21 protein-coding genes are annotated in these 26,424 nt (G+C 60.6%); 1 reads left to right on the forward strand and 20 read right to left on the reverse strand.

Annotated features, from left to right (window positions below):
- Positions 1-55 precede the first annotated feature (55 nt).
- Positions 56-1,396, forward strand: coding sequence for an MFS transporter (locus AC6CDK_RS12780; RefSeq protein ID WP_039646345.1), 1,341 nt, complete (start codon positions 56-58; stop codon positions 1,394-1,396).
- Between the two features lie 111 nt (positions 1,397-1,507).
- Here AC6CDK_RS12780 and AC6CDK_RS12785 read toward each other — a convergent pair whose 3' ends face one another.
- From AC6CDK_RS12785 to AC6CDK_RS12880, 20 genes are all read right to left on the reverse strand, one after another.
- The gene (locus tag AC6CDK_RS12785) at positions 1,508-2,002 is read right to left on the reverse strand and encodes a chemotaxis protein CheW (RefSeq protein ID WP_039646348.1); all 495 of its coding nucleotides are present in this window, start codon (positions 2,000-2,002) and stop codon (positions 1,508-1,510) included.
- A gap of 9 nt (positions 2,003-2,011) precedes the next feature.
- Positions 2,012-4,102, reverse strand: a complete 2,091-nt coding sequence (locus AC6CDK_RS12790) for a HAMP domain-containing methyl-accepting chemotaxis protein (protein WP_066357870.1) — start codon at positions 4,100-4,102, stop codon at positions 2,012-2,014.
- Positions 4,103-4,306: 204 nt separating this feature from the next.
- Positions 4,307-4,957 (reverse strand): response regulator, encoded by a 651-nt coding sequence (locus AC6CDK_RS12795; RefSeq protein WP_039646352.1) that lies wholly within the window; start codon positions 4,955-4,957, stop codon positions 4,307-4,309.
- 1,209 nt (positions 4,958-6,166) lie between these two features.
- A complete protein-coding gene (locus AC6CDK_RS12800; protein ID WP_039646354.1) occupies positions 6,167-6,985 on the reverse strand; it encodes a CoA-transferase subunit beta in 819 nt (272 codons plus the stop codon).
- 1 nt (position 6,986) lies between these two features.
- Positions 6,987-8,003, reverse strand: coding sequence for a CoA transferase subunit A (locus AC6CDK_RS12805; RefSeq protein ID WP_226048365.1), 1,017 nt, complete (start codon positions 8,001-8,003; stop codon positions 6,987-6,989).
- Positions 8,004-8,118: 115 nt separating this feature from the next.
- Positions 8,119-9,276 (reverse strand): acyl-CoA dehydrogenase family protein, encoded by a 1,158-nt coding sequence (locus AC6CDK_RS12810; protein ID WP_192905521.1) that lies wholly within the window; start codon positions 9,274-9,276, stop codon positions 8,119-8,121.
- 235 nt (positions 9,277-9,511) lie between these two features.
- Positions 9,512-10,042, reverse strand: coding sequence for a cob(I)yrinic acid a,c-diamide adenosyltransferase (locus AC6CDK_RS12815; protein WP_039646357.1), 531 nt, complete (start codon positions 10,040-10,042; stop codon positions 9,512-9,514).
- Positions 10,039-10,950: an electron transfer flavoprotein subunit alpha/FixB family protein gene (locus AC6CDK_RS12820; protein WP_039646359.1), complete on the reverse strand. Its 912-nt coding sequence runs from the start codon at positions 10,948-10,950 to the stop codon at positions 10,039-10,041. The genes AC6CDK_RS12815 and AC6CDK_RS12820 overlap by 4 nt, the downstream gene beginning before the upstream one ends.
- Before the next feature lie 9 nt (positions 10,951-10,959).
- Positions 10,960-11,736, reverse strand: coding sequence for an electron transfer flavoprotein subunit beta/FixA family protein (locus AC6CDK_RS12825; RefSeq protein ID WP_192905522.1), 777 nt, complete (start codon positions 11,734-11,736; stop codon positions 10,960-10,962).
- Positions 11,737-11,746: 10 nt separating this feature from the next.
- Positions 11,747-13,726: a heterodisulfide reductase-related iron-sulfur binding cluster gene (locus tag AC6CDK_RS12830; protein WP_192905523.1), complete on the reverse strand. Its 1,980-nt coding sequence runs from the start codon at positions 13,724-13,726 to the stop codon at positions 11,747-11,749.
- A gap of 123 nt (positions 13,727-13,849) precedes the next feature.
- Positions 13,850-14,989, reverse strand: a complete 1,140-nt coding sequence (locus AC6CDK_RS12835; protein WP_192905524.1) for an acyl-CoA dehydrogenase — start codon at positions 14,987-14,989, stop codon at positions 13,850-13,852.
- A 28-nt stretch (positions 14,990-15,017) separates the two neighbouring features.
- Complete coding sequence (locus AC6CDK_RS12840; RefSeq protein ID WP_039646366.1) at positions 15,018-15,800, reverse strand: enoyl-CoA hydratase-related protein; 783 nt, start codon at positions 15,798-15,800, stop codon at positions 15,018-15,020.
- 15 nt (positions 15,801-15,815) lie between these two features.
- Positions 15,816-16,664, reverse strand: a complete 849-nt coding sequence (locus tag AC6CDK_RS12845; RefSeq protein WP_192905525.1) for a 3-hydroxybutyryl-CoA dehydrogenase — start codon at positions 16,662-16,664, stop codon at positions 15,816-15,818.
- Positions 16,665-16,673: 9 nt separating this feature from the next.
- On the reverse strand, positions 16,674-17,849 hold the full coding sequence (locus tag AC6CDK_RS12850) for a thiolase family protein (protein ID WP_039646370.1): 1,176 nt from the start codon (positions 17,847-17,849) through the stop codon (positions 16,674-16,676).
- A 317-nt stretch (positions 17,850-18,166) separates the two neighbouring features.
- Complete coding sequence (locus AC6CDK_RS12855; protein ID WP_039646371.1) at positions 18,167-19,336, reverse strand: M24 family metallopeptidase; 1,170 nt, start codon at positions 19,334-19,336, stop codon at positions 18,167-18,169.
- Entirely contained in the window at positions 19,336-19,866 is a 531-nt protein-coding gene (locus AC6CDK_RS12860) for a nitroreductase family protein (RefSeq protein WP_192905526.1), read from the reverse strand. The genes AC6CDK_RS12855 and AC6CDK_RS12860 overlap by 1 nt, the downstream gene beginning before the upstream one ends.
- A gap of 10 nt (positions 19,867-19,876) precedes the next feature.
- Positions 19,877-20,935: an acyl-CoA thioesterase gene (locus AC6CDK_RS12865; RefSeq protein ID WP_039646376.1), complete on the reverse strand. Its 1,059-nt coding sequence runs from the start codon at positions 20,933-20,935 to the stop codon at positions 19,877-19,879.
- A gap of 14 nt (positions 20,936-20,949) precedes the next feature.
- Positions 20,950-24,198, reverse strand: a complete 3,249-nt coding sequence (gene icmF, locus AC6CDK_RS12870) for a fused isobutyryl-CoA mutase/GTPase IcmF (RefSeq protein WP_192905527.1) — start codon at positions 24,196-24,198, stop codon at positions 20,950-20,952.
- Positions 24,199-24,326: 128 nt separating this feature from the next.
- A complete protein-coding gene (locus AC6CDK_RS12875; RefSeq protein WP_039646380.1) occupies positions 24,327-24,899 on the reverse strand; it encodes a DUF6125 family protein in 573 nt (190 codons plus the stop codon).
- Between the two features lie 89 nt (positions 24,900-24,988).
- The coding region (locus tag AC6CDK_RS12880; RefSeq protein WP_496639858.1) for a solute symporter family protein at positions 24,989-26,424 on the reverse strand (1,436 nt) is incomplete at its 5' end.

Below are 26,424 nucleotides of genomic sequence, written 5' to 3' on the forward strand. Positions count from 1 at the left end.
TATGAACGGGAAAATCGGGATGAACCGGCCCGGACGCGAAGGGCAGGAGAATTCGATGGAATCGGGTGGCCGGCTGGAAAAGGCGGGGACGCGGCTGCGGCTGATGCTGCGGGCGCTGAGCTCGAGAAACTACCGGTTGTTTTTCGCCGGGCAGAGCGTGTCGCTGGTGGGCACCTGGATGCAGCAGGTGGCCATGAGCTGGCTCGTCTACCGGCTGACCGGGTCGGCGCTGTTGCTCGGGGTGGTCGGTTTCGTCAGCCAGATCCCGACCTTCTTCCTGGCGCCGGTGGCTGGGGTGCTGGCCGACCGCTGGAGACGCCGGCCGCTCCTGCTCGCCACCCAGACCCTGGCCATGGCCCAGGCGGCGGTGCTGGCGGTCTTCGTCCTGACCGGGACCACCCCGGTCTGGCTGATCGTCGCGCTGAGCGCCCTGCTTGGGGTGGTCAACGCCTTTGACATCCCGATCCGCCAGTCGTTCGTGGTGGAACTGGTGGAGAAAAAGGAAGACCTGGGGAACGCCATCGCCCTCAACTCGTCCATGGTCAACGGCGCCCGGCTGATCGGCCCGTCCATCGCCGGGGTGCTGGTCGCCACCCTTGGGGAGGGGATCTGCTTCCTTATCAATGCCACCAGTTACCTGGCAGTGATCATTGCCATCGCGGCGATGCGGCTCAAGCCGGTGCCGCGGCGGCCCGGCCGCAAGCATATCCTCCACGAGCTGCGCGAAGGGTTCGGCTACGCCTTCGACTTCAAGCCGATCCGCTACATCCTGATGCTCCTCGGCCTGGTCAGCCTGATGGGGATGCCCTACGTGGTGCTGATGCCGATCTTCGCCAGGGAGGTCCTGCACGGCGGCGCCCACACCTTCGGCTTCCTGATGGCCTCGGTCGGGATCGGCGCCTTCTGCAGCACCCTCTACCTCGCCTCACGCACGAGCGTCATCGGCCTCGGCCGGGTGATCGCGGTGGCCGCCTGCGTCTTCGGCTTCGGCATCGCCGGTTTCGCCCTGTCCAGCTCGCTGGTCCTCTCGCCCCTGTTCCTCGCCCTGGCCGGCTTCGGCGCCATGGCCCAGATCGCCTCCAGCAACACCATTCTCCAGACCATCGTCGACGACGACAAACGGGGCCGGGTGATGAGCTTCTTCACCATGTCGTTCATGGGAGCCACCCCCATCGGCAGCCTGATGGCCGGGGTGGTGGCCAACCGGATCGGCGCCCAGAACACCCTGCTGATCGGGGGAGTCGCCTGCCTGCTCGGCGGGGCGCTCTTCGGCCGGGAACTGCGCAACCTGCGTCCCCTGATCCGGCCCATCTACGCCCGGCTTGGGATCATCCCCGAAGTGGCGGCCGGCATGCAGACGGCGACCGACCTGACCTCTCCGCCGGAAGATCCCTAGTCTCGTTTGGTACGTCCTTGGAAGAGATTGTGAGGCGTTGTGGCTGCTGGCGACGTTGCGCTCCTTGTCCTGGGCGCCATAGGGGCTGACAGCAGTCATCCGGTGCGGCAGTCAGAATGCGTCCGTCTCCATGCTTGCGATGCCGGCCAGCTCGTCGGCCCCGAACAGGCGGTCGATGTCCAGGATGATGATGAACGAATCCCCGTGTTTCCCCATTCCCTTCATAAATGAGGTGTCGAGGTTGGTCCCGATCCTGGGGGCCGGCGCCATGCTCTCCGGCGCAAGTTCGAAGACCTCCTGAACCGAGTCGGCCAGCATCCCCATCACCAGCGTATCGTCCCCCGTCAGCACCTCCACCACGATGATGCAGGTATTGACGGATCTGGCCGTTTCGGCCATACCGAATTTGAGCCTGAGATCGATCACCGGCACCACGCTGCCGCGCAGGTTGATCACCCCTCTCATGAAGTCCGGCGTCTGGGGAACCCTGGTTATGGTGGTCCACTCCAGAATCTCCCGCACCTTGTACACTTCCACGGCAAAGATCTCCTCGGACAGCGCAAAGGTCAGGTACGGGCGCGTGTCGGTTATCCCGGCAACGGTCATGGCAGCCTCCTAATAGGTATCGAACTCTCCGTCCAGGTGGTCGCTGGCCAGGTGCAGGTCAACGCCGCCCGCACCAACCGCCTTTTTAGGGGACTCGGCATGATAACTGCCGGCAAGGACATGGCCCGAGAGGGACACGGCCGGCTTTTTCCTGCCGATGGGGCGACGGGCCGTCTCAGCGGGGCGGGCACCCATCATCCGCTCATCGATCCTGAAGAATGAGATGGTAGCCTGCAACTGCTCGGCCTGGCTGGCCAGCTCCTCTGAGGTCGAGGCCATCTCTTCGCTGGCGCCGGCGTTCTGCTGGATCACCTGGTCAAGCTGCTGGATCGCTTTGTTGATCTGTTCCGCGCCCGTGTCCTGCTCCTTGCACGCGGCACTGATCTCCTGCACCAGTTCCGCGGTACGCTGGATGTCCGGCACGATCCGCGCCAGCATTTCCCCGGCCTTCTCCGCCACCTCAACACTGGAGGCCGACAGGTCGCTGATCTCGCCGGCAGCCCTCTGACTCCGCTCGGCAAGCTTTCTGACCTCGGCCGCCACCACCGCAAAGCCCTTGCCGTGCTCGCCGGCACGGGCCGCTTCGATGGCAGCGTTCAGCGCCAGCAGGTTCGTCTGTCGGGCGATCTCTTCGATGATCGAGATCTTGGAGGCGATTTCCTTCATGGCCTCGACGGTCTCGGTTACCGCGGAACCGCCCTCCTTGGCGTCAACGGCGCTCTTGAGGGCGATCTTCTCGGTCTGGGTGGCGTTGTCGGCGTTCTGCCGAATATTGGAGCTCATCTGCTCCATGCTGCTCGATGCCTCTTCAGCCGCTGCCGCCTGCTCGCTGGCCCCCTGGCTCATCTCTTCGGAGCTGGCGGAAATCTGCTGGCTGCCGGCGGCCACGTTGTCGGCGGCACTCATCACGTCGGCGACCACTTCGGAGAGCTTCTTGACCATGGCGGACAGGGCCTTCATCAGATCATCCCGGTCGGAGCGCACCGTGAGCGACACGGTGAGGTCACCGCCCGCAACCTGCTGAGCGGCCCGAACGATGCTGTTGGTCGCCTCGATGAGCGTGTTGAGGTTTTGCGTGATGAGGTTGTACTGCCCCTTGGACTGCTTGGTAATGGCCGGCGGCATGTCCCCCTTGCTGATCCGGTCCACGTAATCGGCGGTAACCATGAGGGGATCGACGATGTTGGTGACGGTATCGTTCACCCCTTGCACCAGCGCCTGCCACCCGCCCGAGAACTGGGAGGCGTCGGCCCGCCTGTCGAGCTCGCCGTCGGCAGCGGCACTGATCAGAACCTCCAACTGCTCCCGGAAGGATTTGAGCGTATCCACCATGTTCTGCATTGCCATCAGGAGCTGGCCCGTCTCGTCCGTGCTGGCGGCCTCGATGCTCACCGACAGGTCGCCGCCGGCGAGTTTTGTCGCGACATCCACCGCATCGCGGAGCGGACGGCTGATGATGCGGGAGAGGAAAATCCCCAGCCCTATGGCCACGGCCATGCCGCAGGCGAGGATGATGGCGGTCATGTTCACTGCCGATGCAGCTGCGGCCGAATTCTCTTCGGACTTCTTTTTCGCCAGGTTGATTTTGATATCCACCAGCCCCTGGATCGCTTGATCCACGGCGACGGCCGAGGCCGCCACGGACTCGTTCCGCATATAGGCCACGGCCTCGCTGTTCTTGCCGGCCATGGCCAGGGCAACAATCTTCTCGAGATTAGGCTCAAACCTTGCCAGACTGGCCTTGACCTCCGCAAAAGACTTCTTGGTCTCTTCGGACTGAAGGGATTTTTCGATCTCGGGCAAACTTTCATCAATCGTCTTTTTCATATCCTTGATCGAGCCAGCGTATTTCGCCTTTACTGCTGCATTGTCCTCCAGGGCAATGTCGCGATAATTGATCCTGATGCGCTGGAATGCCACCGCTGTGGCCAGGATCGGCCCCATGGGCTTGGTGTTCAGTTCGTACATGGCCGTATCGGCCTCGTCGATTGCCTTGATCTTGGCAATCCCGATTGCACCGACGACCCCTGCGACAATGGCGACCAGGATGAATCCGGACAGAAGCTTCGCTGCAATCTTCAGGTTGTAGTACCACTGCATTGCACGTACCTCCTCTGGTTGTGACGTGGCGGGCATTGAACGGCGTGTCCGGCCATGACGGATCACGCAATTAAGAAAATCTTTAAGTTGTATCGGCCTGCCTGCAAGCGGCTGCATCAGGGTTTACGCACGAATTGATGCGCAATTCCCGGCAAAAAATGCGGAGAGCGGTCCAGCGTGGGGAAAAAACGGGGGAACGGGGTGTTACAAGGTGGCAAGGCCCTCGCGGAGGGCGTATTTGGTCAGTTCGGCAACGCTGAACAGGCTGAGCTTTTTCATGATCCTGGTCCGCTGGACTTCAACTGCCCTCAGGCTCAGGCCGAGATCAAACGAGATTTCCTTGCTGCTCTTGCCCGACGCGATCATCGCCAGCATCTGCCGCTCTTTGGGGTTGAGCCCCGGCGACCCGGCAGCGACTTCTTCGGGAAGGCGCCAGAAGTACTGCGTGACGATAATCTGCGGAATGTTCGGCCCGAAATAGATTTCACCATCGGCAGCGGCCCTGATGGCGCGGCCAAGCTCGGCGGAGGTCGCCAGTCTCTTGAGAAAATAACCCGAAGCGCCTGCCTTGAGCATCCCGACCACGCATGCCGTTTCCTGGCGCGCGGAAAAACCCAGCACCGCAACGCCCGGATGCTCGCGCCTGATGATCCTGGTGGCGTCGATACCGCTCACCCCGGGCATCATCACCTCCATCAGCACCACATGGGGGCGCACGCAGCGGACCAACTCCAGCGCGTCGCGGCCGTCTGCGGCCTCTCCGGCCACGTCGATGCCTGGCTCGCGCTCCAGGAGCGATCGCACGCACTCCCGAAAGAGCCTGTGGTCATCAACAAGAATAACTCTCAGCGTCACAGCGTCCTCACTACACCCGATGCCGGAGGCTCTTCGAAGCAGTCCCCTCGCCGGGGGGGCAGCCGCACAAGGGGCCGGACTGCCGCCGCGCGCTCCGCGGGGCTTTTTCCGCCGTGTTTTCCAACCATGTGCACGGCACTGCACCACGGGGCGGAATGCGCCCTTTCCCGCCGGGGCCGGGCGTCCGGCAGCGGCCACTGCTTCGTGCGGCGCCGGAACAGGGTGACGCCATGTGTCGAGCGTATGGGAATGGATTGTCGAGGCGTTGGCAATCCGGACGATGCAGCCGTCACCAGAGGTGACTGGCTCGACCGTTGCAACGTAGAACCGGGGGGGGATAAGCTTTCTCCTTCATACCATGACAGAACACGCGCTCTGTTGTAGCAGGTTTTCGGGCTAGCCACAATTGCGCGCAAGAACCGTCTCCAGCCTGATCAGAGGCGGCCGGACGGCACCCCCTCCATTTCCCGTCCCGATTTAACGGAGACCCCAGTGACTTATCGGGATTTCCCTGCCTTGACAATATCCGGCCGGCTTGAAATAGTCGCGGCGACAATAACTATATAAATTTTAATGGGCCAACACTATCGGATTTTATGCCGGTTGGTCACACGGGGCGGCACGACGGTACTGATGGACCCGCTTATGTGGCATGAGCGGGTCGCGCGCACCCGCACGAACTGCACTCTAACGAATGGGGTGAATGAAACCAGGCGCATCAAAGACCCGTTTTCATACTCCGCCCGCCGGGACTCGCTGGGGCGGGACTGTGCGTATTGCGTACACATTGCCGGGACGCTAGCGATAACGGCAGGGCACACGGCACAGCGGTCGAGGAGTTTGAAACCGTAAAGGCGGACCTTCAGTCAGATACGCTGTACGGAACGGGTATTTGAAGGAAATCGAGTTTAAGAGGCTGAAGTAGGCGTATCCGCCCGCAGGACGGATACGCATGGGCGAAAGGGTGCGGATTGCGAACTAATGGTTGGTAGAAATGTTCCGTCGGGTTGGATACGCAGTTAGATATTTCCCAGATAAACAAGCGGAGGATGCAAATGAGAGGTATGTACGTGACTGCATTAATGGCGCCAATATTCGCCATTGGTTGTGTTATGCCCGTAAAGATGACAATTCGAATCTGCCCAATCTGTCCCGAATTTTCAGGATTTCCACCAGATTTCCCGGATGTTCCTTGAGTTGTGTCATCCATTACCCCTTTTTCACTTTGGGGATGAATATCTCATCAGGGTCAAGCACTTCGTGAATAAGGCGTAACTCCTCGCGAGTAGGCGGAAGCGTCTCCCCGTTCACCCGGGAAATATCCAGGTCGAACTGGCACTGGTCCTTGATCTCCTGCGGTGTCTTGCCCGGATGGCAGGTGTCAAGGAACATCCTTCCCGTATCACCATCAAACCTGAAAACCCCCATGGTGGAAATCACCACCGACGGGCCACCGCGGTACGCTGCACCGTACAGTTCACGCCGGTGGACGAAATCGCCGCCCGGCCATTTCTTCACCCGCCAGCCCGGACTGGTAATGTAGCTGACGTTCTCTACGAAGCGACGCTTTTCATGCACCATGATGAAGGCCGTTCGCCGGGCAAAGGAGTTGATATCCGGGTTGCCGCCGCTGCCGGTGAGCCGCAGTTCCGGGTTCAGATAGTCGCCGATGCACGTGGTGTTGACGTTGCCGTAGACATCCACCTCAGCGCCGCCAAGGAAACCGAGGTCCACATAGCCGCGCTGGGCGATGCTGAAGGCATCGAAGAGTCCTGAGGCGCGGGAGGCTCCCATTTCACAACGGGCGTCACCGACGGATGTGGGGATCTCAGGCGGACGGCCATCCAGGGTGCCGGCCTCGAAGATCAGCTTGAGTAAGGGGGCATGGGTCTTCTGGGCCAGCATGATCGCCACCATCGGCAGGCCGGTGCCGGCAAACACGACTTCATTATCCTGCACCTCGCGCGAGGCGGCACAGCAAAGGAGATCGGCCAGGCCGTATTCTTCGGGCAGTGCGTACTCACTCATCCTAGTTCCCTCCCTTCTTCTTGCGGGGGCTGTAATTCAGCGCCGTGTTCGCCTTGAGCCCCAGCATGCGGGGCCAGCCGAGCTTGTTCAGATAGCCGAGATGGTCCTGGCCGAAGATCCACTCTTTGGCAAAGGCATCAAACCCCTCCTGGGTACGGGTCTGGGCATAGAACTCCTTGAGAAAGGGGCCGTCCACATCGTACCTGCCGAACATCCCGGTGGGGTGGGCGCCGAAGGGGCACTCGACGATATGGTTCACCTCAAAGCTGACGACAGTGTTCTGGTCCGCGTTGCGGCGCAGGTACTCCTCCGGCACGATCTCCTCGGCCATAACGATGGTGATGTCCGCGGCCCGGGCAACTTCTGGATCGGAATAGTACTGACCATTGACCCTCACCGTCCCTTCTTCCCCGACCTGCTGGACGCACATCACCGCGACATCCACCTTGGCGGCCGGAAGCAGCACCTGATCGCCACCGTTGAAGAACGGATCGTCGGCAAAGAGGTATTTGTGTTTCGGTATCCGGACGCCGTCGCGACGCCCTGCCTTGCCGAGCATGTCGTATTCCGGGTTGTGGATGTCGGTGCCCAGCGATGCCTGGGTCACGGCGTAGGGGGCCCCTTGGGCTGCAGCGGCGAAGCGGAACATCATTTCCGCATGGCTGTAGTCCTCGACAATGATCTCCTTGCTCCCTACCTTTCGGGAGAGGTTGGCGCCGTACTTGCCGTACAGTTCATGCCCGACCCAGCACGACTCCCAGATGTCGACACAGCCTGCGCCGACAAGGAACTCGGTGTGGGAACCGCCGTTCACCTCGACCAGGTGCAGGTTTTTACGCTGCTGGCGGATCAGCTCGTAGACGATCGCCATTGGCCGCCGCCAGATGGTGAAGCCGGAAAAGGTGATGCGGGAACCGTCCTTGATGATCTCGGCGGCCTGTTGCAACGTAATGCGCTTGCCGTCGCTCATGCGCTCCTCCCTTGGCAGGTTGCTGAAGACCAGCCATTGTTCCGCCATCCTCGCAAGCCTCCTTGTGCGGCGTAGCGCTGCTACGCCTCTGCGGGGCCTTCTCCGGGTGCGGCAAGATGGCAGCTTCTGCGCAACCTGCGTTATCGATTCAAACGAAAGGACACTATGCAAATGTCCGTAGAATCTCTCGTGATATGATCAATCTCTGTATTTCGCTTGTTCCCTCGTAGATCGAGGTGATCCGTGCGTCGCGGGTAAACCGCTCGATCGGGTAGTCATTGGTGTAGCCGTATCCGCCGAGCATCTGCATTGCCTTGTAACAGCAGCGGTTGGCACTCTCAGTGGCATAGAGCTTAGCCATAGAGGCCTCCTTGGCGTAGCTCTTGCCGTTCTCCTTGCGCCATGCGGCGCTCATCAGCAGGAGCCTGGCCGCTTCCAGCTCGGTATAGCCGTCGGCCATCATCCACTGGAGCGCCTGGAAGCTGCTGATCTTCTGGCCGAACTGACTCCGCTCGGTGGTATACTTGGTGGCGTAGTCCATGGCTGCCAGCCCTATGCCGAGCGCCAGCGAGCCGATGCTGATCCGCCCGCCGGTCAGCTCGCCAACGGCGATCCGGTAGCCGTCGTTCAACGTGCCCATCATGGCTGAGGCCGGCACCCGGCAGTTGTCAAAGATCAACTCGTTGGTGGCAGACGCATGCTGCCCCATCTTCTTCTCCTCCTTGCCGATGATCAACCCCGGCGTACCCTGCTCGACCAGGAAGCAACTGATCCCCTTCCCCTTGGGGGCACTCCTGTCTGTGACGGCCCAGACCACGAACACCCCGGCATAGGGGGCGCTGGTGATGAAGATCTTGGAACCGTTCAGCACGTAGTCGTCGCCATCCTTGATCGCCTGGGTGACCATGCCGCAAGGGTCGGAGCCGGCCACCGACTCGGTGAGACCGAAACCGCCGGCAGCGTACTCGCCTGAGCAGATCTTCGGGATATACGCCTGCTTCTGCTCTTCGCTGCCGACGGACTGGATCACCTCGCAGACCATGTTGTTCACCGACACGGTCACCGCTGTGGAGGCACAGGCTCGGGCGAGCTCGGTCATGGCCACGCTGAAGGCGACCACACCGGCCTCGGCGCCGCCGTACTGATCCTTGACGTTCAGCCCCATGAATCCCAGATTCGCCAGCTTCTTCAGGTTGGCCATGAGCGGCGTCCGGTCGCCGCTCCGATCTAACTCGGCCGCCACCGGCTCCAGCTCGTTTTTCGCAAAATCGCGGGCCGCTTCCTGGATCAGTTTCTGCTCTTCGCTGAGCTCCAGAAACATAAAATCCTCCTTCGATGCGTGAGTTGTGTGCGTCGCACCGCTCAGAATGCCTTGACCGCCACACCTGCCCCTGTCCCCACTGCTCCCGGTCAGCCGCCATGTGCCGGGCACACGGCTCGACCGTGGTCACCGTTGCCCCAGTCGCGATAGGCGCTGGACCGCCGCCGGAGCGGTGAAGTTCAGGGCTGGATTGCCAACCCGTATTCCCATGAGTGGTTGTATTGCATCCCCTTCTCTACTTCTCAATCCCGATCCGGGCCTGGACCCCCTGCTGGTAGTAATGTTTGACCTCCACCATCTCGGTCACCAGGTCAGCGGCATCAATCACGCGGCTGTCAGCGTTTCGCCCGGTCAGGACCAGCTCCACCTGCGGCGGCTTCCGGGAGATCAGTGCCAGGATGTCATCCGCGGATATCAGTCCGAACCAGGCGGCACCGTTGATCTCGTCGAGGATCACCAGGTCGTATGCGCCGCCGGTCAGCACCTGCCGTCCGAGATCCAGCGATTCGCGGGCGATCCGCACATCCTCGGGGTCAAGGTTGTCCCGAAATAACCAAGTATCCCGGCCGGTCTGATGGATGGTGAGAAGGGGGGAGAACTTCGCCGCAGCCATATGTTCGCCATACGGCCCTCCCCCTTTGATGAACTGAATCATGCAGACTCGCATGCCGCGCCCGACTGCGCGCAGGGCCAGCCCGAGAGAGGCAGTGGTCTTGCCTTTGCCGTTGCCGGTATAGACCTGGACCAGCCCGTACTCCAGCATCAGCCGGCAACCTTGGCGGTCAGCGCGGGGATGAACTGCATGACATCGGCCACCACCAGCACATCGGCGATTTCGCCGATCGGGGCGTCCTTGTCCTTGTTGATGGCCACGATGAAGTCGGACTTCTTCATGCCGGCGAGATGCTGGATCGCCCCGCTTACCCCGCAGGCGATGTACAGCTTGGGGCTGACCGTCTGCCCGGTGGTCCCGACCTGGTGACTGTGGTCCACCCAGCCGGCATCCACCACCGGGCGGCTTGCCCCCAGCTCGCCGCCGAGTGCCTTGGCCAGGGCCTGGATTACCGGCACGTTATCCTTCTTGCCGATTCCCCTGCCGGCAGTGACGATCACCTCGGCCCGTGCCAGGTCGACATCCTTGGCCTCGGCCGGCTCGTAGCCGACAAAACTGACACGGCTGTCTGCCGTGGCGCTTACCTGCTGCACCTGGGGGGCCCCCCCCGGCTGCACCGCCGGGAAGGCGCCGGCCTGGATGGTAAGGACGGCCCGTGGAGTGGACGGCTTTATGGTGCGGCGCATTTTGGCGTTGCAGCAGCCGACTTCGAACTGGCCGTTTACGATGGCGATGATTTCCGATATCTGGGCCGCCTTCAGCCGGGCAGCCACCCGCGGGGCCAAATCCCAGCCATAGGAGGAGTGCATAAAGACGACGTAGTCCGGGTTTTCTTTCTGGATTGCGTCGAGGATCAACTGCTTGTGCAGGTCTGGGTGGTATTCGCCGCAAGCAGCGGCATCTGCCAGGTAGAGGGTGCCGCCATAGGCTGGCAGTCGAGTGGCGTTTCCCACCAGGAGCATTGCGGTTTCAGCCCCAAGCGCCTGGGCGAAACCACACAGTTCATAGGTGGTATCAAGCAGTCTCCCTTCGCGGTATTCACCGATCAATAGCGCTTTCATAATCGCCTCCTACCGCAGAACCGCGGTTTTTTCTTTGAGTATGCCGAGCAGTTGGTCCACCATCGGCCCCACATCACCTTCAAGGATGACGCCGCAACCCTTCTTGGCCGGGGGATGGAAACTGGCGGTGACCGCAAGCGGATCGACCGTCAGCAGATCGGCAACCGGAATGCTCAATATCTCTTTTTTCTTTGCCTTCATGATGTTGGGAAGCGTCGGATAGCGCGGGGTATTGAGCCCGAGCTGGCAGGTAACCAAGGCGGGGGTGGCGAGTCTGGCTACCCCCTTGATCCCCCCCTCGAGCTCCCGCTTGGCGGTAATGGTGCCGTTATCATAGGCAAATCCGACCAGGGTGGTGGCGCAGGCATACCCCAGTTCTTCCGCCACGGTGCCCCCTACCTGTGCTGAACCCCGGTCCTGGGACTGCATGCCGGTGAAGATCAGGTCGTACCCAACCCCCTTCGCATGGGCGGTAATGATGGCGGCGATCTGCCAGGGGTCCTTGCCGGCAACTGCATCGTCCACCACATGGACCGCCTTGTCGCACCCCATGGCCAGGGCCTTTTTGATCGCCTCTACCACCCGGTCCGGGCCGATGGAGAGCACGGTCAGCTCAGCGGCATCCCCCAGTTGCTCCCGCAGTTGGACTGCCTGTTCGACGGCGTATTCGTCGTATTCGTTCATTCGCCAGGCCAGGTCGGCCTCCTCGAACCACGTCCCCTGGCCGTTCGGTTTGAAGCGCGATTCCATGTCCGGAACCTGTTTGACGCAGACAAGCAGTTTCATGGCTTCCTCCCTAAAGTCTTGCGGCAACGATTTCCGCCAAATCTTTCACAAAAAGCTCACCTTCGTGCCCGCCGGTCTTGATCCCGTCCTCAAACATGGCTAGACAGAACGGGCAGTTACTTATCAACAGGGGTGCCCCGGTATCCCGGGCCATGCCGACTCGCTTTTCGCTGATCTTGCTGCCGATCTTCTCTTCGGCAAGGATCCTGCCACCGCCGGCGCTGCAGCAGAAGCTGTCGTACCCGGACTGGGCCATTTCCTGAATTCTGCCGCCGGCCGCGGAGATGATGCTGCGGGGCTGATCTATGATATCCATATAACGGCCAAGGTAGCAGGAGTCGTGGTAGGTGGCGACGAACGGCTCCGGCGTCAGCGCAAGCCGTCCCCCCTTCAGGAGTCCGGCAAGGAAGGTGGTGTAATGCTCCACCGGCAGATCAAGCCCCAGGTCCCTGTAATCCCTGCCGAGGGTATTGAAACAGTGAGGGCAGGTGGTGACTATCCGCTTTACTCCGTACCCCTTGATCAGTTCGATAGTTTCGGTGGCCTGCATCTGGTAGAGGTACTCGTTGCCGAGCTTGCGGACCGGCTCGCCACAGCACTTTTCCTCCTTGCCGAGAATGCCGACTCTGACCCCTGCCGTAGCGCAGATTTTGATAAAGCTGGCGGCAACCTCCCGGTTGCGCCTGTCAAAGGAGGCGTAGCAGCCTACGAAGTAGAGGATGTCGACTGCTTCCCCGCTCTCCATCAGGGTCACCGGCAGTTCGGCCGCCCAGTCGCCGCGGGCAGCGAAGGCGAGGCCAAACGGATTGGCGTTCACCTCGATGTTGCTGACTGCGGTGCGCACCTCCTCTCCCGGGAAGGCCCCCTCCATAAGGGTCACGTTGCGCCGCATCTCCAGAATCTTGTTGACATGCTCGTTGTTGGCTGGGCAGATGTCCTGGCAGGCCCGGCAGGTGGTGCAGGACCAAATTGCATCTATGCCGACGGTTTCGATCAGGCTGGCATCAGGAGTGGTCTTGGCCAATTCGCCGATCTGCTTGATCACCTTCATCGGCGACAACGGCTTGCCGGTGGTGTGCGCAGGGCAGCGGTCCTCGCAGCGGGCACAGGTGGTGCAGGCGTCGGCGTCGAAGATATCCTTCCAGGTGAGGTCGCCGATGGCGGCTGCACCGAACTGCTCGGTGTTCTCATCCTCCATGTTGATCGTCGCAAGCGCCCCCTTCGGTTCAAGCGGGGCAAAGAAGGCATTCAGGCTGGTGGTGACGATATGCCGCAGCTTGCTGTAGGGGATGGCACAGAAAAAGCCGAGCACCAGCGCAAAATGGATCCACCAGAATATTTTGTGCATGGTTCTGATCGAATCTTCGGTAAAGCTGGTGAAGAGGTGGGCAACCAGATAACCGACCGGCGAGAAGCGGGCAAGGTCCGGGTTCTGGGACAGTTCGGTGACGGCCATCCTCGCTCCCTCGATCAGGAAGCCGGTGATCAGGATGGCAAAGAGCAGTTGGTGGATGATGTAATCCTGGTCGACGGTTTCAAGCCCTTCGGGTTTCTTTACGAACCGGCGGCAGAAGAGCCCGCCGAGCGTCATGAGCGCCGTCAACCCGGCCAGGTCGAGCACTAGGGAGAAGGCCTTGTAGAACTTGCCGGAAAGGAGGTTGACCCCCATCAGGGGGGTGAAAAAATCCGCCTGCAACATCACGAGCAGGGTGCCGGCAAAGAGGGTCAGCCCCCCCCATAAGAAGAGCGAGTGCGGCAGGCCTCCAGCCCGGACGCGCGCTACCTTCTCCTGGCCGAATATCTCGCCGATCATCCGCTTAACCCGCTCATCATAGCGATCGAACCGGTCGAGTGCTTTCCCCTGGCGGTAGATGGGAAGCCTCTTCCAGACCCCCCAGGCCATACAGGCGAACGCTGCCATGCTCAGGGAGTACATGGGGAGCACCACGCCGTGGCCGATGTTCCAGTAGATTTCGCGAGTGACTTCCATACACATTACTCCTTTAGTGGACCGTTCATAGGTTCGTCAGGCCAAGGCGCCAAGGAGGAGCGCGGTGGCGTCGATTGGATGTCACAAGCGAGCGACGCCGGCATGGCGGGAATAAGGACGTTCCTATGACAACAGCAGTTTCGAGATCACCACCCGCTGAATCTCATTCGTCCCTTCATAGATTTCGGTGATCTTGGCGTCGCGGTACATCCGTTCCACCTCGTAGTCGGCAATGTAGCCGTAGCCACCGTGTATCTGCATCGCCTCCTTGGTGACATAGGTTGCCGTTTCCGAGGCGTGCAACTTGCACATGGCCGAATCCATGGTGTAGTTCTTCTTGTTGTCCTTGAGCCAGGCTGCCCGATAGGTCAGCAGCTTGCTGGTTTCGATCCGGGTCCACATGTCGGCCAGCTTGAACTGGATCCCCTGGAACTCGCAGATCGGCTGATCGAACTGCTTACGCTCCTTGGAGTAGGCCAGGGCCCGCTCGAAGGCCCCTTCGGCGATGCCGAGCGCTTGGGATGCGATGCCGATACGCCCGCCGTTCAGGGTGTCCATGGCGATGTTGAATCCCTTCCCTTCCTGGCCGAGCAGGTTTCCCACCGGGATACGCAGATTGTCGAAGGCGAAGGCAGTGGTGTAGCTACCGCGAATCCCCATCTTGTTCTCATTCTTCAAGATTGTCACACCGGGCGAGGAAAGATCGACGATAAAGGCGCTAATTCCCTTGTGTTTAAGGCTGCGGTCGAAGGAGGCGATCACAATGGCGGTGCCAAGGTAGCCGCCGTTGGTTATGAAGGTTTTGCTGCCGTTGATGACGAACTCGTCCCCTTCACGCTTGTACATGGTGGTGGTGCCGCCGGCGTCTGATCCGGCATTGGGCTCGGTGAGCATGAAGCAGCCGATCTTCTTGCCGCTGTTCAAATCCGGCAGCCACTCATTCCGCTGCTCTTCGGTGCCGAAGACATAGATCGGATTGGAGCACAGGGAGGTATGAGCAGAGATCAGCACGCCGCTGGATCCGCAGGCCTTGGAGACTTCCTCTACTACGATGGCATAGGAGAGCATGTCCAGCCCGGCCCCACCATATTCCTCGGGGAAGTAGCTGCCGAGAAAGCCCATTTCACTCATCTTCGCGACCAGTTCATCGGGGATGGCGTGGTCTTCGTCGATTTTTACCGCCAGCGGCTTGATCTCTTTGTTGACGAAGTCGCGCACGCTGTCCTGCAATACCTTGTGGTCCTGGTTCAGTTCAAAGTTCATAGATCGCTCCCTTACGCACGCCTTCGGATTACTTGCCGGTGAATGCCGCTTTCCGCTTTTCCACGAATGCTCCCATCCCCTCCTTCTGGTCGGCAGTGGCGAACAGCACGCCGAAGAGGGATGCCTCGTAACGGAACCCATCCTCCTTGGTCATGTTCAGGCCATTGGCAATGGCATCCTTAGCGTAGGCAACGCCCAGGAGACCGACACCGGCGATGGCTGCCGCCGTTTCTTTCGCCCTGGCCATAAGCTCCTCAGGAGGAAACACTTCGTTGGCGATCCCCCAGGCCAGCGCCTTGTCAGCCGTAATGACCTTCCCGGTGAAGATCAGCTCGTTGGCCTTGTTGGGGCCGATCAGCCTTGGCAGGTTCTGGGTGCCACCGAAGCCGGGCATAATGCCGAGGGTAACTTCAGGGAAGCCGAGCTTGGCTTTGGCCGATGCATAGATGAAATCGCAGCCGAGGGCCAGCTCAAGGCCGCCGCCGAGGGCAAATCCGTTAACAACTGCAATCAACGGGGTCCTCATCTTCCCCATGGCCAGCATCACGTTCTGGCCCTTGCGACCGAACTGGTGCCCCTCATAGGCGGACATCTCCGACATCTCCTTGATGTCGGCGCCAGCCACGAACGCCTTCTCCCCTGCTCCGGTGAGAATGATCACCTTTGCAGCCGGGTCGTACTCCAGTTGGTAGAGGGCACAACCAAGCTCGGTCAGCGTTTCGCTATTGAGCGAATTGAGCGCCTGCGGGCGGTTGATGGTGAGGGTGACGATGCCGTTGTCGTTTTCGATCAATAGGTTTTTGTATTCCATCTCAAACCGTCCCCTTTATTGGTATACGTAAAAGCCTTTTCCAGACTTTCGCCCCAGATACCCGGCGTTCACCATCTTAACCAGCAGCGGGCATGGGCGGTATTTCGGATCCTTGAACCCGTCGTACAGCACGTTCATGATCGCCAGGCAGGTGTCGAGGCCGATGAAGTCGGCCAGTGTAAGCGGCCCCATCGGCTGGTTGGTCCCAAGCTTCATCCCTTTATCGATGTCCTCTGCAGTGGCGATCCCCTCATAAAGGGCAAATACCGCCTCATTGATCATAGGCATCAGGATGCGGTTGACAATGAAGCCCGGATAGTCCTGGGAAACGGCAATCTCCTTTTCCAGCTTGGCCACCAGTTCGAACGTCACGCCAAAGGTCTCGTCGCTGGTGGCGTGGCCACGGATGATCTCCACCAACTTCATCACCGGCACTGGGTTCATGAAGTGCATGCCGATCACCTTTTCCGGACGCTTGGTGACCGCTGCGATCTTCGTGATCGGGATAGACGAGGTATTGGTGGCGAGATACGCACTTGCCTGGACGATACTGTCCAGTTTCCGGAAGATCTCCAGCTTGAGCGGCTCATGCTCGGTGACCGCTTCTACCGCAAAATCGACCGATGCCAGATCCTCCATTGCCATGGTAGTTTTGATCCGTCCCATGGTCTCTTCCACGAGGGAGGCGGGGATGACTTCCTTCTTCGCCTGCCGCTCCAGGTTCTGGCGGATGGTTGTCACCGCCTTGGCCAACTGCACCTCGGCTATATCGAACAGAACTACGTCGTAACCGAACCGGGCAAAGACATGGGCGATACCGTTTCCCATCTGGCCTGCACCGAGCACCCCCATCTTCGTGATCATAATTTCCTCCTAGACTCTTTCAAAAATGACTGCCACCGCTTCGCCGCCACCGATGCAGAGGGTGGCCAGACCGTAGCGCAGTTGGCGTTTGTGCAGTTCGCGGATAACCGTCGCCGCCAGGCGTGCGCCGCTGGCACCGATCGGATGGCCGATGGCGCAGGCGCCGCCGTTTACGTTAACCTTGTCCAGCGGCAGTTTGAGCGCCTTGATCGCCAGCAACACTACGGAAGCAAACGCTTCATTTATCTCGAACAGGTCGATGTCGCCCATGGTCAGGCCGGCCTTGGCCACGACCTTCTCAATGGCGCCGATGGGTGCATCCGGGAAGTTGTCCGGATGGCGGCTTTCAGTGGCGCAGGCCACGATGCGGGCCTTCGCCTTCAGGTTATGCCTCTTCAGGCCATCGGCGTCGGTGAGCAGCGCGAGGGCGGCGCCGTCGTTAATGGTAGATGCGTTGCCGGCGGTGATGGTGCCGTCCTTTTTGAAGACCGGCTTCAACAGCGCTAGCTTTGCCGGATCGCCCTTGAACGGCTCTTCGTCGGTGGCCAGCACCTCCTCGCCCTTCTTGCTCTGCTTTACGACCGGGACAATTTCGTCGACGAACAGACCGCCGTTTACGGCAGCCTGGGCTAGCTGATAAGAGCGGGCGGCAAACTCGTCCTGCTCCTCCCGGCTCAGGCCGAACCGGGCAACGCTTGCCTCGCCGATCTCCCCCATGTGCCTGCCTGTGTAAGGGTCTGTCAGCCCGTCATAGATCATCAGGTCGAGAAGCTGGCCGTGCCCCATCCGGTAGCCAGTACGGGCCTTCTGCATGACGTAGGGGGCAAGGGACATGCTTTCCATCCCCCCGGCAATCACTACCTGGGAGTCCCCGAGCCGGATGGCGTCGGCACCGAGCATGATCGCCTTCAGGCCACTGCCGCAGACCTTGTTGATTGTCAGGGCATGCGCCGAATCGGGAATACCCGCGCCGCGCATTGCCTGGCGGGCCGGAGCCTGGCCGCAGCCACCCGACAACACCTGCCCCACGATCACCTCATCGACCCTGTCCGCTGCCAGGCCGGTCCGAGTCAACAGCCCCTGCATAACCGTTGTCGCCATCTGTGGCGCCGTCACGTCCGCCAGCATGCCATTAAAGGACCCAAATGGGGTTCTTAAGGCATCTACAACAAACACATCACTCATCATCCACCTCCAGTCGGGAACTTTAAGCCCAGCATACTGTACGTTTACGTTCATGTCAACCGCTAATAAAACACCTTTATAACATTGTGCGCTTTTTCAAAAAGTATTGTCCCTTATTCGCGAATAGTGCCCGCCATTTCATCGACAACACATCTATATGGGCGTATTGAGGGGAATCAGAAAAAAGAGGGGCGCCCGTCGGCTACCCCTCATTTTATAACACCATGGCAGAACAAACAGATTAGGCACGGCAAAGAGTTATCCGAAATACACCCCTGAAGTGGTGAATTTCGGCGCAGGTGTGATGGTGTTTCAGACTAAAGGAAGACGATGTCGTCCGGCAGGTCGGTTATCTTCACTCCTCCCCCTGTGCTTACCGCAAAGGTGTTCTCGATACCCACCACCCCGAGGTCGGGGAACACGAATTTAGGTTCGATGGCAACGGTCTGGCCTGCCTTAAGCGGCACCTTGAATCCATGGGCGATGACCGGGAACTCGTCCAGCTCCAGTCCGACGCCATGCCCGACGAAGCGGGCATTCTCCCCAGGGGCACCCATGAAGTTCCGGCTGAGACCGGCCTGTTCGGCCATGTCGGCCGCGGCGAGGAACAACTCTTCGCAGATGGCGCCCGGCTTCAGGTTAGCGCTGAGGTACTGCTGGATAGCAATGGCGGCATCGAAGGCACGGCGCAGGGTCGGTTCAAGGTTGCCAATGACGAAAATCCGGGTCATGTCCACGATGTAGCCGTTGAAGACCCCCGTATAGTCGATGAGGATCGGGGTGTTTGCCGCGACGGTGGCGGTGGATGGGCCATGAGGTGAGGCGGCGGAGAGGCCGCGCCCCGTGACCGCGCCATCGAAGAAGCCGGGCTGGCCGGAGGTGGCAGCGGACACGGCAAGCCCCTGGAACAGTTCCTGGTTGAAGGCCCGCATCCGCACGTAGCCTTCGCTGCCGGCCTTGCGCAGGCGGCACTCGAACTCGGCCGCCAGGTCGATCTCCCGCATCCCTGCCCGCAGGAACTGGGGAACCTGGCTGAACACCTCGCACAAGCGGACACCGCTCTCGTGCATCCGCTCCAACTCCCAGGCCGACTTGACTGACCGCAACTCCCGGTTGATGGCCGAAACGTCGACAAACTCCTTCCCTTCCAGGAGCTTCGCGTAGAAGTTGCACTGCTGGACCGGCGCCACGTCGAAGGTAAAACCGACCCTCCGGATAGTTGGTTTGAAGAGGGCCGGAAATTCCTTGCTCGACGGGAAGGGACGGGTGTCGGCGACCAGGCTTTCCTCCTGGGCTCTGGCGAGACTCTTGCGCACCAGCAGGAGGGGGTTCCCTTCGGCCGGCACCCAGAGAACCGCGTTCTGACGCGTGCCGGTGAAATAATAGATATCAATCGGATAGATGAAGAGCGCCCCGTCGATCTCCTTGGTGCGCAGTTCCTGCTGCAGTCGGATGATCCGCTGCTCGGATTCCACTCTGATCGGCATCAGTTTTCCCCCCATTTTTCGAAGTAGGCAATCTCGTTGAGCTCCTTGCGGGGCCGCGGCTTCGGGTCCTGGTCCGGATAGCCCAGGGGGGTGATGCCGACAATCCGGAACGTGGGGGGGATGCCCAGCCCCTTCCGGATCAGATCTTCGTTGAAGAGCCCCATCCAGCAGGTGCCAAGCCCCATTTCCGTCGCAGCCAGACAGAGGTGCTCGAGGGCCATGGCCGTGTCTGCAACATAATAGTGAATCCCGTTTTCGATCCCCGACTCGGCAGGGTCGGCACAGACCACGATCGTCACCGGTGCGGCCGCGATCCCCTTTTTCCCCGGGTTGTCATCTCCGAATCCAGCCAGGATTTTCTCCCGCTTGGCAGCATCGGTCACCACCAGAAAACGCCAGCACTGCTGATTCTTCCACGACGGGGCCAGGCGGGCCGCCTCCAGCAGATGCTCGACGGCTTCGCGCCCCACCGGTGTGTCTTTGTACTTCCTGATGCTGCGTCGATCCTGGAGAGCCTGCAGTAATTCCATTCTCATCCTCCTAGAGCATAGGATAGTGGCCGGTGAGCGCCTGCAGGCTCCGGTGGGCCTCCAGGTAACGGGCATCTTCTCGGTAGGTCGTCGGGAAGATGGCAGGGACCGGCCGATGGTTCAGGTCCCGGTCCACATTGACAAAGGTGAAGAGACAGGAGTTGGAGAGGGCCTTGCTGGAGCGGTCGCGACTGATCCGCTCGATGCTCGCCTCGACGCAGACGAAGCTCTCCGCGGTATATACCACCCGGCTGGTGAAGTGCAGCTTGTCTCCAAGGCGGACGGGATGGAAAAAATTGATCCGGTTCACGGCGGCGATGATGGAGCGATCCGGCGCTACCAGTTCCGAGCAGATTCCCGACAGTTCATAGGCCCGCCGCATCAGGTAGCCACCGAAGACCCGCTGCGGCACGTACTCCTGCTCCGGATACATCCGCTCCCATGCGTCGGCAACCAGCCGGCCTGCGACAAGGCCGGCAAAACCCGGCTCCTCCTGGGCTTGGTGCATCCGGCTCAGCAGATCGTACTCTTCCCGGCTCGGAGGGGCTTGCAAGGCAGCCTGCTGCTGCCGGTACTCCTCGCGGCCGGCCATCACCTTGGCCGCCCGCTGCTGCTCCAGGTAGTCCAGGTATTCCAGGGGAGGGAGCGGCAGACTCTCCCCCGCCTCGGCCCCTTCCCGAGCGGCCATGGTGAAGTAACACGAGGCGATGTGCAGTTCCCCTCCCCCTCCAGGTGCCATGGCAGGATGTTCCACCCGGATGCCGATTTCCAGCGAGGAGCGCCCCACATGGTTGATTCTGGCCTGCAAGACGATGTCACGGGTCACGTCCACCACATGCCGGACCACGATGTTGTCGATGGCCGCAGTGACCACCCGCCCCTCCGGATGGGTCCGCCGCACATAGGCCAGCGCCGTCTGTTCGGCCAAAATATCCAGATGCTCAAGAAGCAGGCCGAAGCGGAAGTTCCCCCGGATTTCCTCGTCAATCACCGTGAAGCGGCGACGAAGCGCCAAATCGCTTGCAAAGGGGAGTGTAGTAGTCAGTGATGTGTCAAGGGGTCTGGTCATGGCGCGTCATCCCGTTACATGTTCCTCCGGTATTTGCCGCCGACTTCGTAGAGCGCATGACTAATCTGCCCTAGTGACGCAACCTTTACGGTTTCCATCAATTCTGCAAAGATGTTGCCCCCACTGGTGGCCACCTCCTGCAGACGTTTGAGGGCGGCCGGGGCCTCGTCCCGGTTCAGTTCGTGGAACTTCTTAAGGTTTCGAATCTGCTGCTCCTTTTCCTCCTTGGTGGCCCTGGCCAGTTCGCTAGGCACCTGCTGCCCCCCCTCGCCTGCACGCGGGTTGAGGAAGCAGTTGACCCCGATGATCGGGAGTTCGCCGGAGTGCTTCTTGCTCTCATAGAGCATGGACTCGTCCTGGATCTTTGAGCGCTGGTACTGGGTCTCCATGGCTCCCAGCACCCCGCCCCGCTGGTCGATCCGCTCGAACTCGGCAAGCACCGCCTCTTCCACCAAATCGGTCAATTCCTCAATGATGAACGACCCCTGACAGGCGTTCTCGTTTTTCGTCAGTCCGAACTCCCGGCTAATGATCATCTGGATCGCCATGGCCCGGCGCACCGACTCCTCGGTGGGGGTGGTGACCGCTTCGTCATAGGCGTTGGTGTGCAGAGAATTGCAGTTGTCATAGATCGCCATCAAGGCCTGCAGCGTCGTACGGATGTCGTTGAAGTCCATCTCCTGGGCATGCAGCGAGCGCCCCGATGTCTGGATGTGGTACTTAAGCTTCTGGCTCCGCTCGTTGGCACCGTATTTTTCCTGCATCACCACCGCCCAGATGCGACGGGCCACCCGTCCGATCACCGTGTACTCCGGATCGAGTCCGTTGGAGAAGAAGTAGGAAAGGTTCGGCGCAAAGTCGTCGATATGCATCCCCCGCGACAGGTAGTACTCCACGTAGGTGAATCCGTTGGAGAGGGTGAAGGCGAGCTGGGAAATCGGGTTGGCGCCTGCCTCGGCAATGTGGTAGCCGCTGATGGAGACCGAGTAGTAGTTGCGCACCTTCTGCTCGATGAAGTACTGCTGGATATCCCCCATCATCTTCAAGGCGAATTCGGTGGAAAAGATGCAGGTATTCTGCCCCTGGTCCTCCTTGAGGATGTCGGCCTGGACCGTGCCGCGCACGGTCTGCAGGGTGCAGCTCCTGATCTCGGCATATTCGGCGCCGCTCGGCTCTCTGCCGTGCTGCCCCCTGAACCGCTCCACCTGCTGATCGATGGCGGCATTGAAGAAGAAGGCGAGCATCATCGGCGCCGGGCCGTTGATGGTGATGGAAACGCTCGTATTGGGGGCGCAGAGGTCGAAGCCGGCATAGAGCTTCTTCATGTCCTCCACCGTGCAGATGGAAACTCCGCTCTCCCCCACCTTGCCATAGATGTCGGGCGGGTAGTCCGGGTCCTCGCCGTAGAGGGTGACGCTGTCGAAGGCCGTGGAGAGCCGCTTGGCGTCGTCATCCTTGCAGAGGTAGTGGAAACGGCGATTGGTCCGCTCCGGCGTCCCCTCGCCAGCAAACTGGCGTTTCGGGTCTTCCTCGGCCCGTTTGAACGGGAACACCCCGGCGGTAAACGGGAAAAGCCCCGGAGCATTCTCGAGCATGCTCCAGCGGACGATCTCCCCCCAGTCGGCGAAATTGGGGAGGCAGACCTTGGGGATGCGCGTCCCGGAGAGTGTGGTGGTGTAGAGGGCGCTGCGGATCTCCTTGTCCCGCACCTTGGTGACCAGATGGTCCCGGGCGTAGGTCTCCTTCAGGCAGGGCCAGTCGGTCAGGATCTTCTTCGGCTCCTCCTGCAACCGCGCTTCATGCTGGGCGATCTGTTGATCCAGGTCGGCAAGGGACGGGGAGTCGCCCAACAGCTCCTTCGCCCCCTGCAACTGGAACAGTCGGCGGGCCACGGCGCTCTGCTCCTGCACTCGCTTGCGGTAGCCACGCACCACCTGCACGATCTCTCCGAGGTAGTGGACTCGGTCCGGTGGAATGATGTACTGCTTGAGGCTCTCCCGCTCGGTGATCACCAACTGCGATTGTAGTTTCAAATCCAACTTGCGGTTGAGGGTGTCGATGAGGGACCGGTAGAGCACGTTGGTCCCCGGGTCGTTGAACTGGGCAGCGATGGTCCCATACACCGGCAGATCCTCGTCCGCCACCTCAAACAGGTTGCGGTTACGTCGGTACTGCTTGCGCACGTTGCGCAACGCATCCTCTGCCCCCTTGCGCTCGAACTTGTTAAGGGCCACCAAGTCGGCGAAGTCGAGCATGTCGATCTTCTCCAACTGGGTCGGGGCGCCGAACTCGCAGGTCATGACATAGAGGGATACATCAGCGATATCCACGATCTTCGCGTCCCCTTGGCCGATGCCGCTGGTCTCGACGATCACCAGGTCGAAGCCGGCAGCCTTGACCACGTCGATGGCGTCGCGGATGGCAGCCGAGAGCTCCGAATGGGAGTCGCGGGTGGCGAGGGAACGCATGTAGACCTTGCTGGTGTTGATGGCATTCATCCGGATCCGGTCCCCCAGGAGTGCCCCGCCGGTTCGCTGGCGGCTCGGGTCCACCGCCAGGATGGCCACGCTCTTGTCAGGGAAGTCCCGAAGGAAACGGCGTACCAGTTCATCGGTGAGGGAGCTCTTGCCGGCACCGCCGGTGCCAGTCACCCCTACCACCGGTGCGGGGCGGGCCAAGGCGCGGATTTGCTCCCGCAGCGGGCCGTAACCGGTAGTATGGTCGTGCACCGCCTGCTCCGCCAGGGTAATAAGGGTGTTGACGGCGCGGATGTCCTGATGCTGCAGCTTGGTGATCTCCTCGGCGATATTCCGCTGCGGCGCGAAGTCGCACTCCTTGAGCATCAGGTTGATCATTCCCTGCAGCCCCATACGACGGCCATCCTCAGGCGAGAAGATCTTGCTGATGCCGTACGCTTCCAGTTCACGGATTTCATCCGGGATGATTACCCCCCCTCCTCCACCGAAGATATTAATCTGCTCGGCACCGCGCTCTCGCAGTTGATCCTTGATGTACTTGAAAAACTCAAGGTGCCCCCCCTGATAACAGGAAACCGCGATCCCCTGGGCATCCTCCTGGATGGCAGCGGTAACGATTTCGTTCACCGACCGGTTGTGTCCCAGGTGGATCACCTCGGCGCCAGACGATTGGAGGATGCGACGGATGATATTGGTCGAAGCATCATGACCATCGAAGAGGCTGGTAGCGGTAACAAAGCGGACCTTGTGAGTGGTGCGATAGATTTCAGGGGTTGCTGTATGCATAACGGTTCTCCCGATTCGGTATTGTAGGGCGCTTTCCACGGTTGCCCGGCTCGACACGTCCACTGCCCACTCCCCCTTTACCAGTCGATGCGTATCTCGCCTCCACTGACAAGAAGCTCTGCCTGGGATCATTCCCCTACTACAAACTCCCAGGCACACAAAAAGGTATCAGGGTGAGCATCGGGCGGACAGGCGATGCAGCGGGTCGTAATCCGTGGATCGATCGCCCGGGCAAATTCAGCATATTCCACCATCCCCACCTCCTTGCAGGGGAAGTCAGGAAGGCCCTTGCGCTTGCGAGCCGATTGGACGCGGCAGTCCAGCATCCGGAATATCACCCGCCGGTCGCTCTGCTCTATGACATCCTGCAGGTTCAATCGTGCATAGAGCCTGTGGCGCAAACACTCAACAAGCGCAGGAATTCCCCCTCCAGGCCGCAACCCGAGCCGCTCCATGATCCTCTTCGCCTCTATGACCGTGAAGTATCTCCACGCCTCGATATCTGCATCGATGGCAACATCAATACCGTATCGCTTCTCGACTGCCTGGAACCAGAGACCATCGTGCGCTAGCCAGTTCTTTGCGTCGTCAATGATGATCCTGATCAGCTCTTCCTTACTCTGCCGGTTGAGAAGCTGAATCCCCTCGTCGCCCGTGACAGCCGATGGCACTCCATAGCGTTGCAGCTCCATCTCTCCCATTGCTCTCCTCCCCGAATGGTACGTTTACTAACGGCGTTACGGCAAAGAAGCCCCCCGTGCCGCAGCACGGGGGTGCGTTCGTGGCAACATCAGTGATCACTGGCCTTGGCAATATCCAAACCCGTAATCTGCCGCACCTCGATCTCGTCGAACATCTCCTCGGCCCGCCGATCACGGAACAGCAGGGTGCAGAAAATGGCCGCAAAGAGCCCCAGCGGCAGGGAGACGATGGCCGGGTTCTTCAGCGGGAAGATCGGCGCCGTGAGGCCCACCATGGAGGTGCCGCCGTCGTTCTTCTTGAAGTCGACCCGGGCCTTCTCCAGCGCCTTCAGGTCCTTCTCGGCAAGCACGGCACCTTCGGCCTGCTTCTGCTCCAGGGTGACGACAACCTTCTTGGCATCGTCGGCGATCTTTTGCGGGTAGGTCATCACCGGCGAGACCATCACCAGTGCCAGAGCCGAGACGGTGCCGACCACCAGGGCACCGACGGTGCCGGCGGTGTTGAATTTCTTCCAGAACAGCGACAGCATGACCGCCGGGAAGTTCCCGGAAGCAGCCACGGCAAAGGCCAGGGCCACCAGGGCCACGACGTTCTCCTTCTCCGCCATCAGCCCCATAACGATGGCAGCTATGCCGACGAAGAGGGAGGTGATACGCGCCACCCTCACCTGGGTCTGCTGGTCGGCCTTGCCGTCCTTGATGATGTTCACGTAGACGTCATGGGCGATGGCTGCCGATGCCGCCAGCACTAGGCCTGAAACCACTGCCAGGATGGTGGCGAAGGCCACTGCACAGATGAAGGCAAGGAACACATCACCGCCAATGCTACCGGCACCGCCACCCAGGTGCTGGGCCAGCAGCAGGGTTGCCATGTTCCCACCCTTGTCCACCGAGCTGATCAGTTGCGGAGTAAGGTAGAGAGCGGCACCGAAGCCGATCAGGTTGATAAGGAAGAAAAAGCTGGAGTTGATGAACAGAGCGACGACGATCGACTTGCGGGCTTCCTTGGCGTTGGGCACGGTGAAGAAGCGCATCAGGATGTGGGGAAGACCGGCTGCGCCGAGAGCCCAGGCGATACCGAGGGATATCTGGTCGAGCGGGTTCTTGAGGAACAGGCCCGGCTCCATGAAGCGCTGGCCGTAGTCAAAGCCCGGCTTGGGCAGGGCATCCTTCAGGACGTTCATCCTGACGTGATCCTGGATGTTCTGGCTGCTCACGATATCGGAGAAGAAGCCGATGGGGTTCATGCCGGCCTTCAGCATCACCAGAAATGCCAGCAGCACCGTACCGGTCATCAGCAGGCCGGCCTTGATGATCTGCACCCAGGTGGTGGCCTTCATGCCGCCGAAGACAACGTAGGCCACCATGAGCACGCCGACACCGATGACCGAGAAACGGTAGGGGATGTCCAGCAGTACCTGCATCAACTTGCCGGCGCCGACCATCTGGGCGATGAGATAGAACAGGGAAACGGTCACCGTGGAGATGGCGGCCACGCCACGCACCGTCTTCGGGGCGGCGCGGA

The organism is Geobacter sp. PheSNFMC, assembly GCF_059620965.1.

Coding starts and splice junctions, on each gene's coding strand:
- AC6CDK_RS12850 (WP_039646370.1), bottom strand. CDS start 17,849: ATGAGTGATGTGTTTGTTGTAGATGCCTTAAGAACCCCATTTGGGTCC.
- AC6CDK_RS12855 (WP_039646371.1), bottom strand. CDS start 19,336: ATGCCGATCAGAGTGGAATCCGAGCAGCGGATCATCCGACTGCAGCAG.
- icmF (WP_192905527.1), bottom strand. CDS start 24,198: ATGCATACAGCAACCCCTGAAATCTATCGCACCACTCACAAGGTCCGC.
- AC6CDK_RS12810 (WP_192905521.1), bottom strand. CDS start 9,276: ATGTTTCTGGAGCTCAGCGAAGAGCAGAAACTGATCCAGGAAGCGGCC.
- AC6CDK_RS12780 (WP_039646345.1), top strand. CDS start 56: ATGGAATCGGGTGGCCGGCTGGAAAAGGCGGGGACGCGGCTGCGGCTG.
- AC6CDK_RS12800 (WP_039646354.1), bottom strand. CDS start 6,985: ATGAGTGAGTACGCACTGCCCGAAGAATACGGCCTGGCCGATCTCCTT.
- AC6CDK_RS12830 (WP_192905523.1), bottom strand. CDS start 13,726: ATGGAAGTCACTCGCGAAATCTACTGGAACATCGGCCACGGCGTGGTG.
- AC6CDK_RS12865 (WP_039646376.1), bottom strand. CDS start 20,935: ATGACCAGACCCCTTGACACATCACTGACTACTACACTCCCCTTTGCA.
- AC6CDK_RS12840 (WP_039646366.1), bottom strand. CDS start 15,800: ATGGAATACAAAAACCTATTGATCGAAAACGACAACGGCATCGTCACC.
- AC6CDK_RS12820 (WP_039646359.1), bottom strand. CDS start 10,950: ATGAAAGCGCTATTGATCGGTGAATACCGCGAAGGGAGACTGCTTGAT.
- AC6CDK_RS12875 (WP_039646380.1), bottom strand. CDS start 24,899: ATGGGAGAGATGGAGCTGCAACGCTATGGAGTGCCATCGGCTGTCACG.
- AC6CDK_RS12825 (WP_192905522.1), bottom strand. CDS start 11,736: ATGAAACTGCTTGTCTGCGTCAAACAGGTTCCGGACATGGAATCGCGC.
- AC6CDK_RS12845 (WP_192905525.1), bottom strand. CDS start 16,664: ATGATCACGAAGATGGGGGTGCTCGGTGCAGGCCAGATGGGAAACGGT.
- AC6CDK_RS12860 (WP_192905526.1), bottom strand. CDS start 19,866: ATGGAATTACTGCAGGCTCTCCAGGATCGACGCAGCATCAGGAAGTAC.
- AC6CDK_RS12785 (WP_039646348.1), bottom strand. CDS start 2,002: ATGACCGTTGCCGGGATAACCGACACGCGCCCGTACCTGACCTTTGCG.
- AC6CDK_RS12835 (WP_192905524.1), bottom strand. CDS start 14,989: ATGAACTTTGAACTGAACCAGGACCACAAGGTATTGCAGGACAGCGTG.
- AC6CDK_RS12805 (WP_226048365.1), bottom strand. CDS start 8,003: ATGGCGGAACAATGGCTGGTCTTCAGCAACCTGCCAAGGGAGGAGCGC.
- AC6CDK_RS12790 (WP_066357870.1), bottom strand. CDS start 4,102: ATGCAGTGGTACTACAACCTGAAGATTGCAGCGAAGCTTCTGTCCGGA.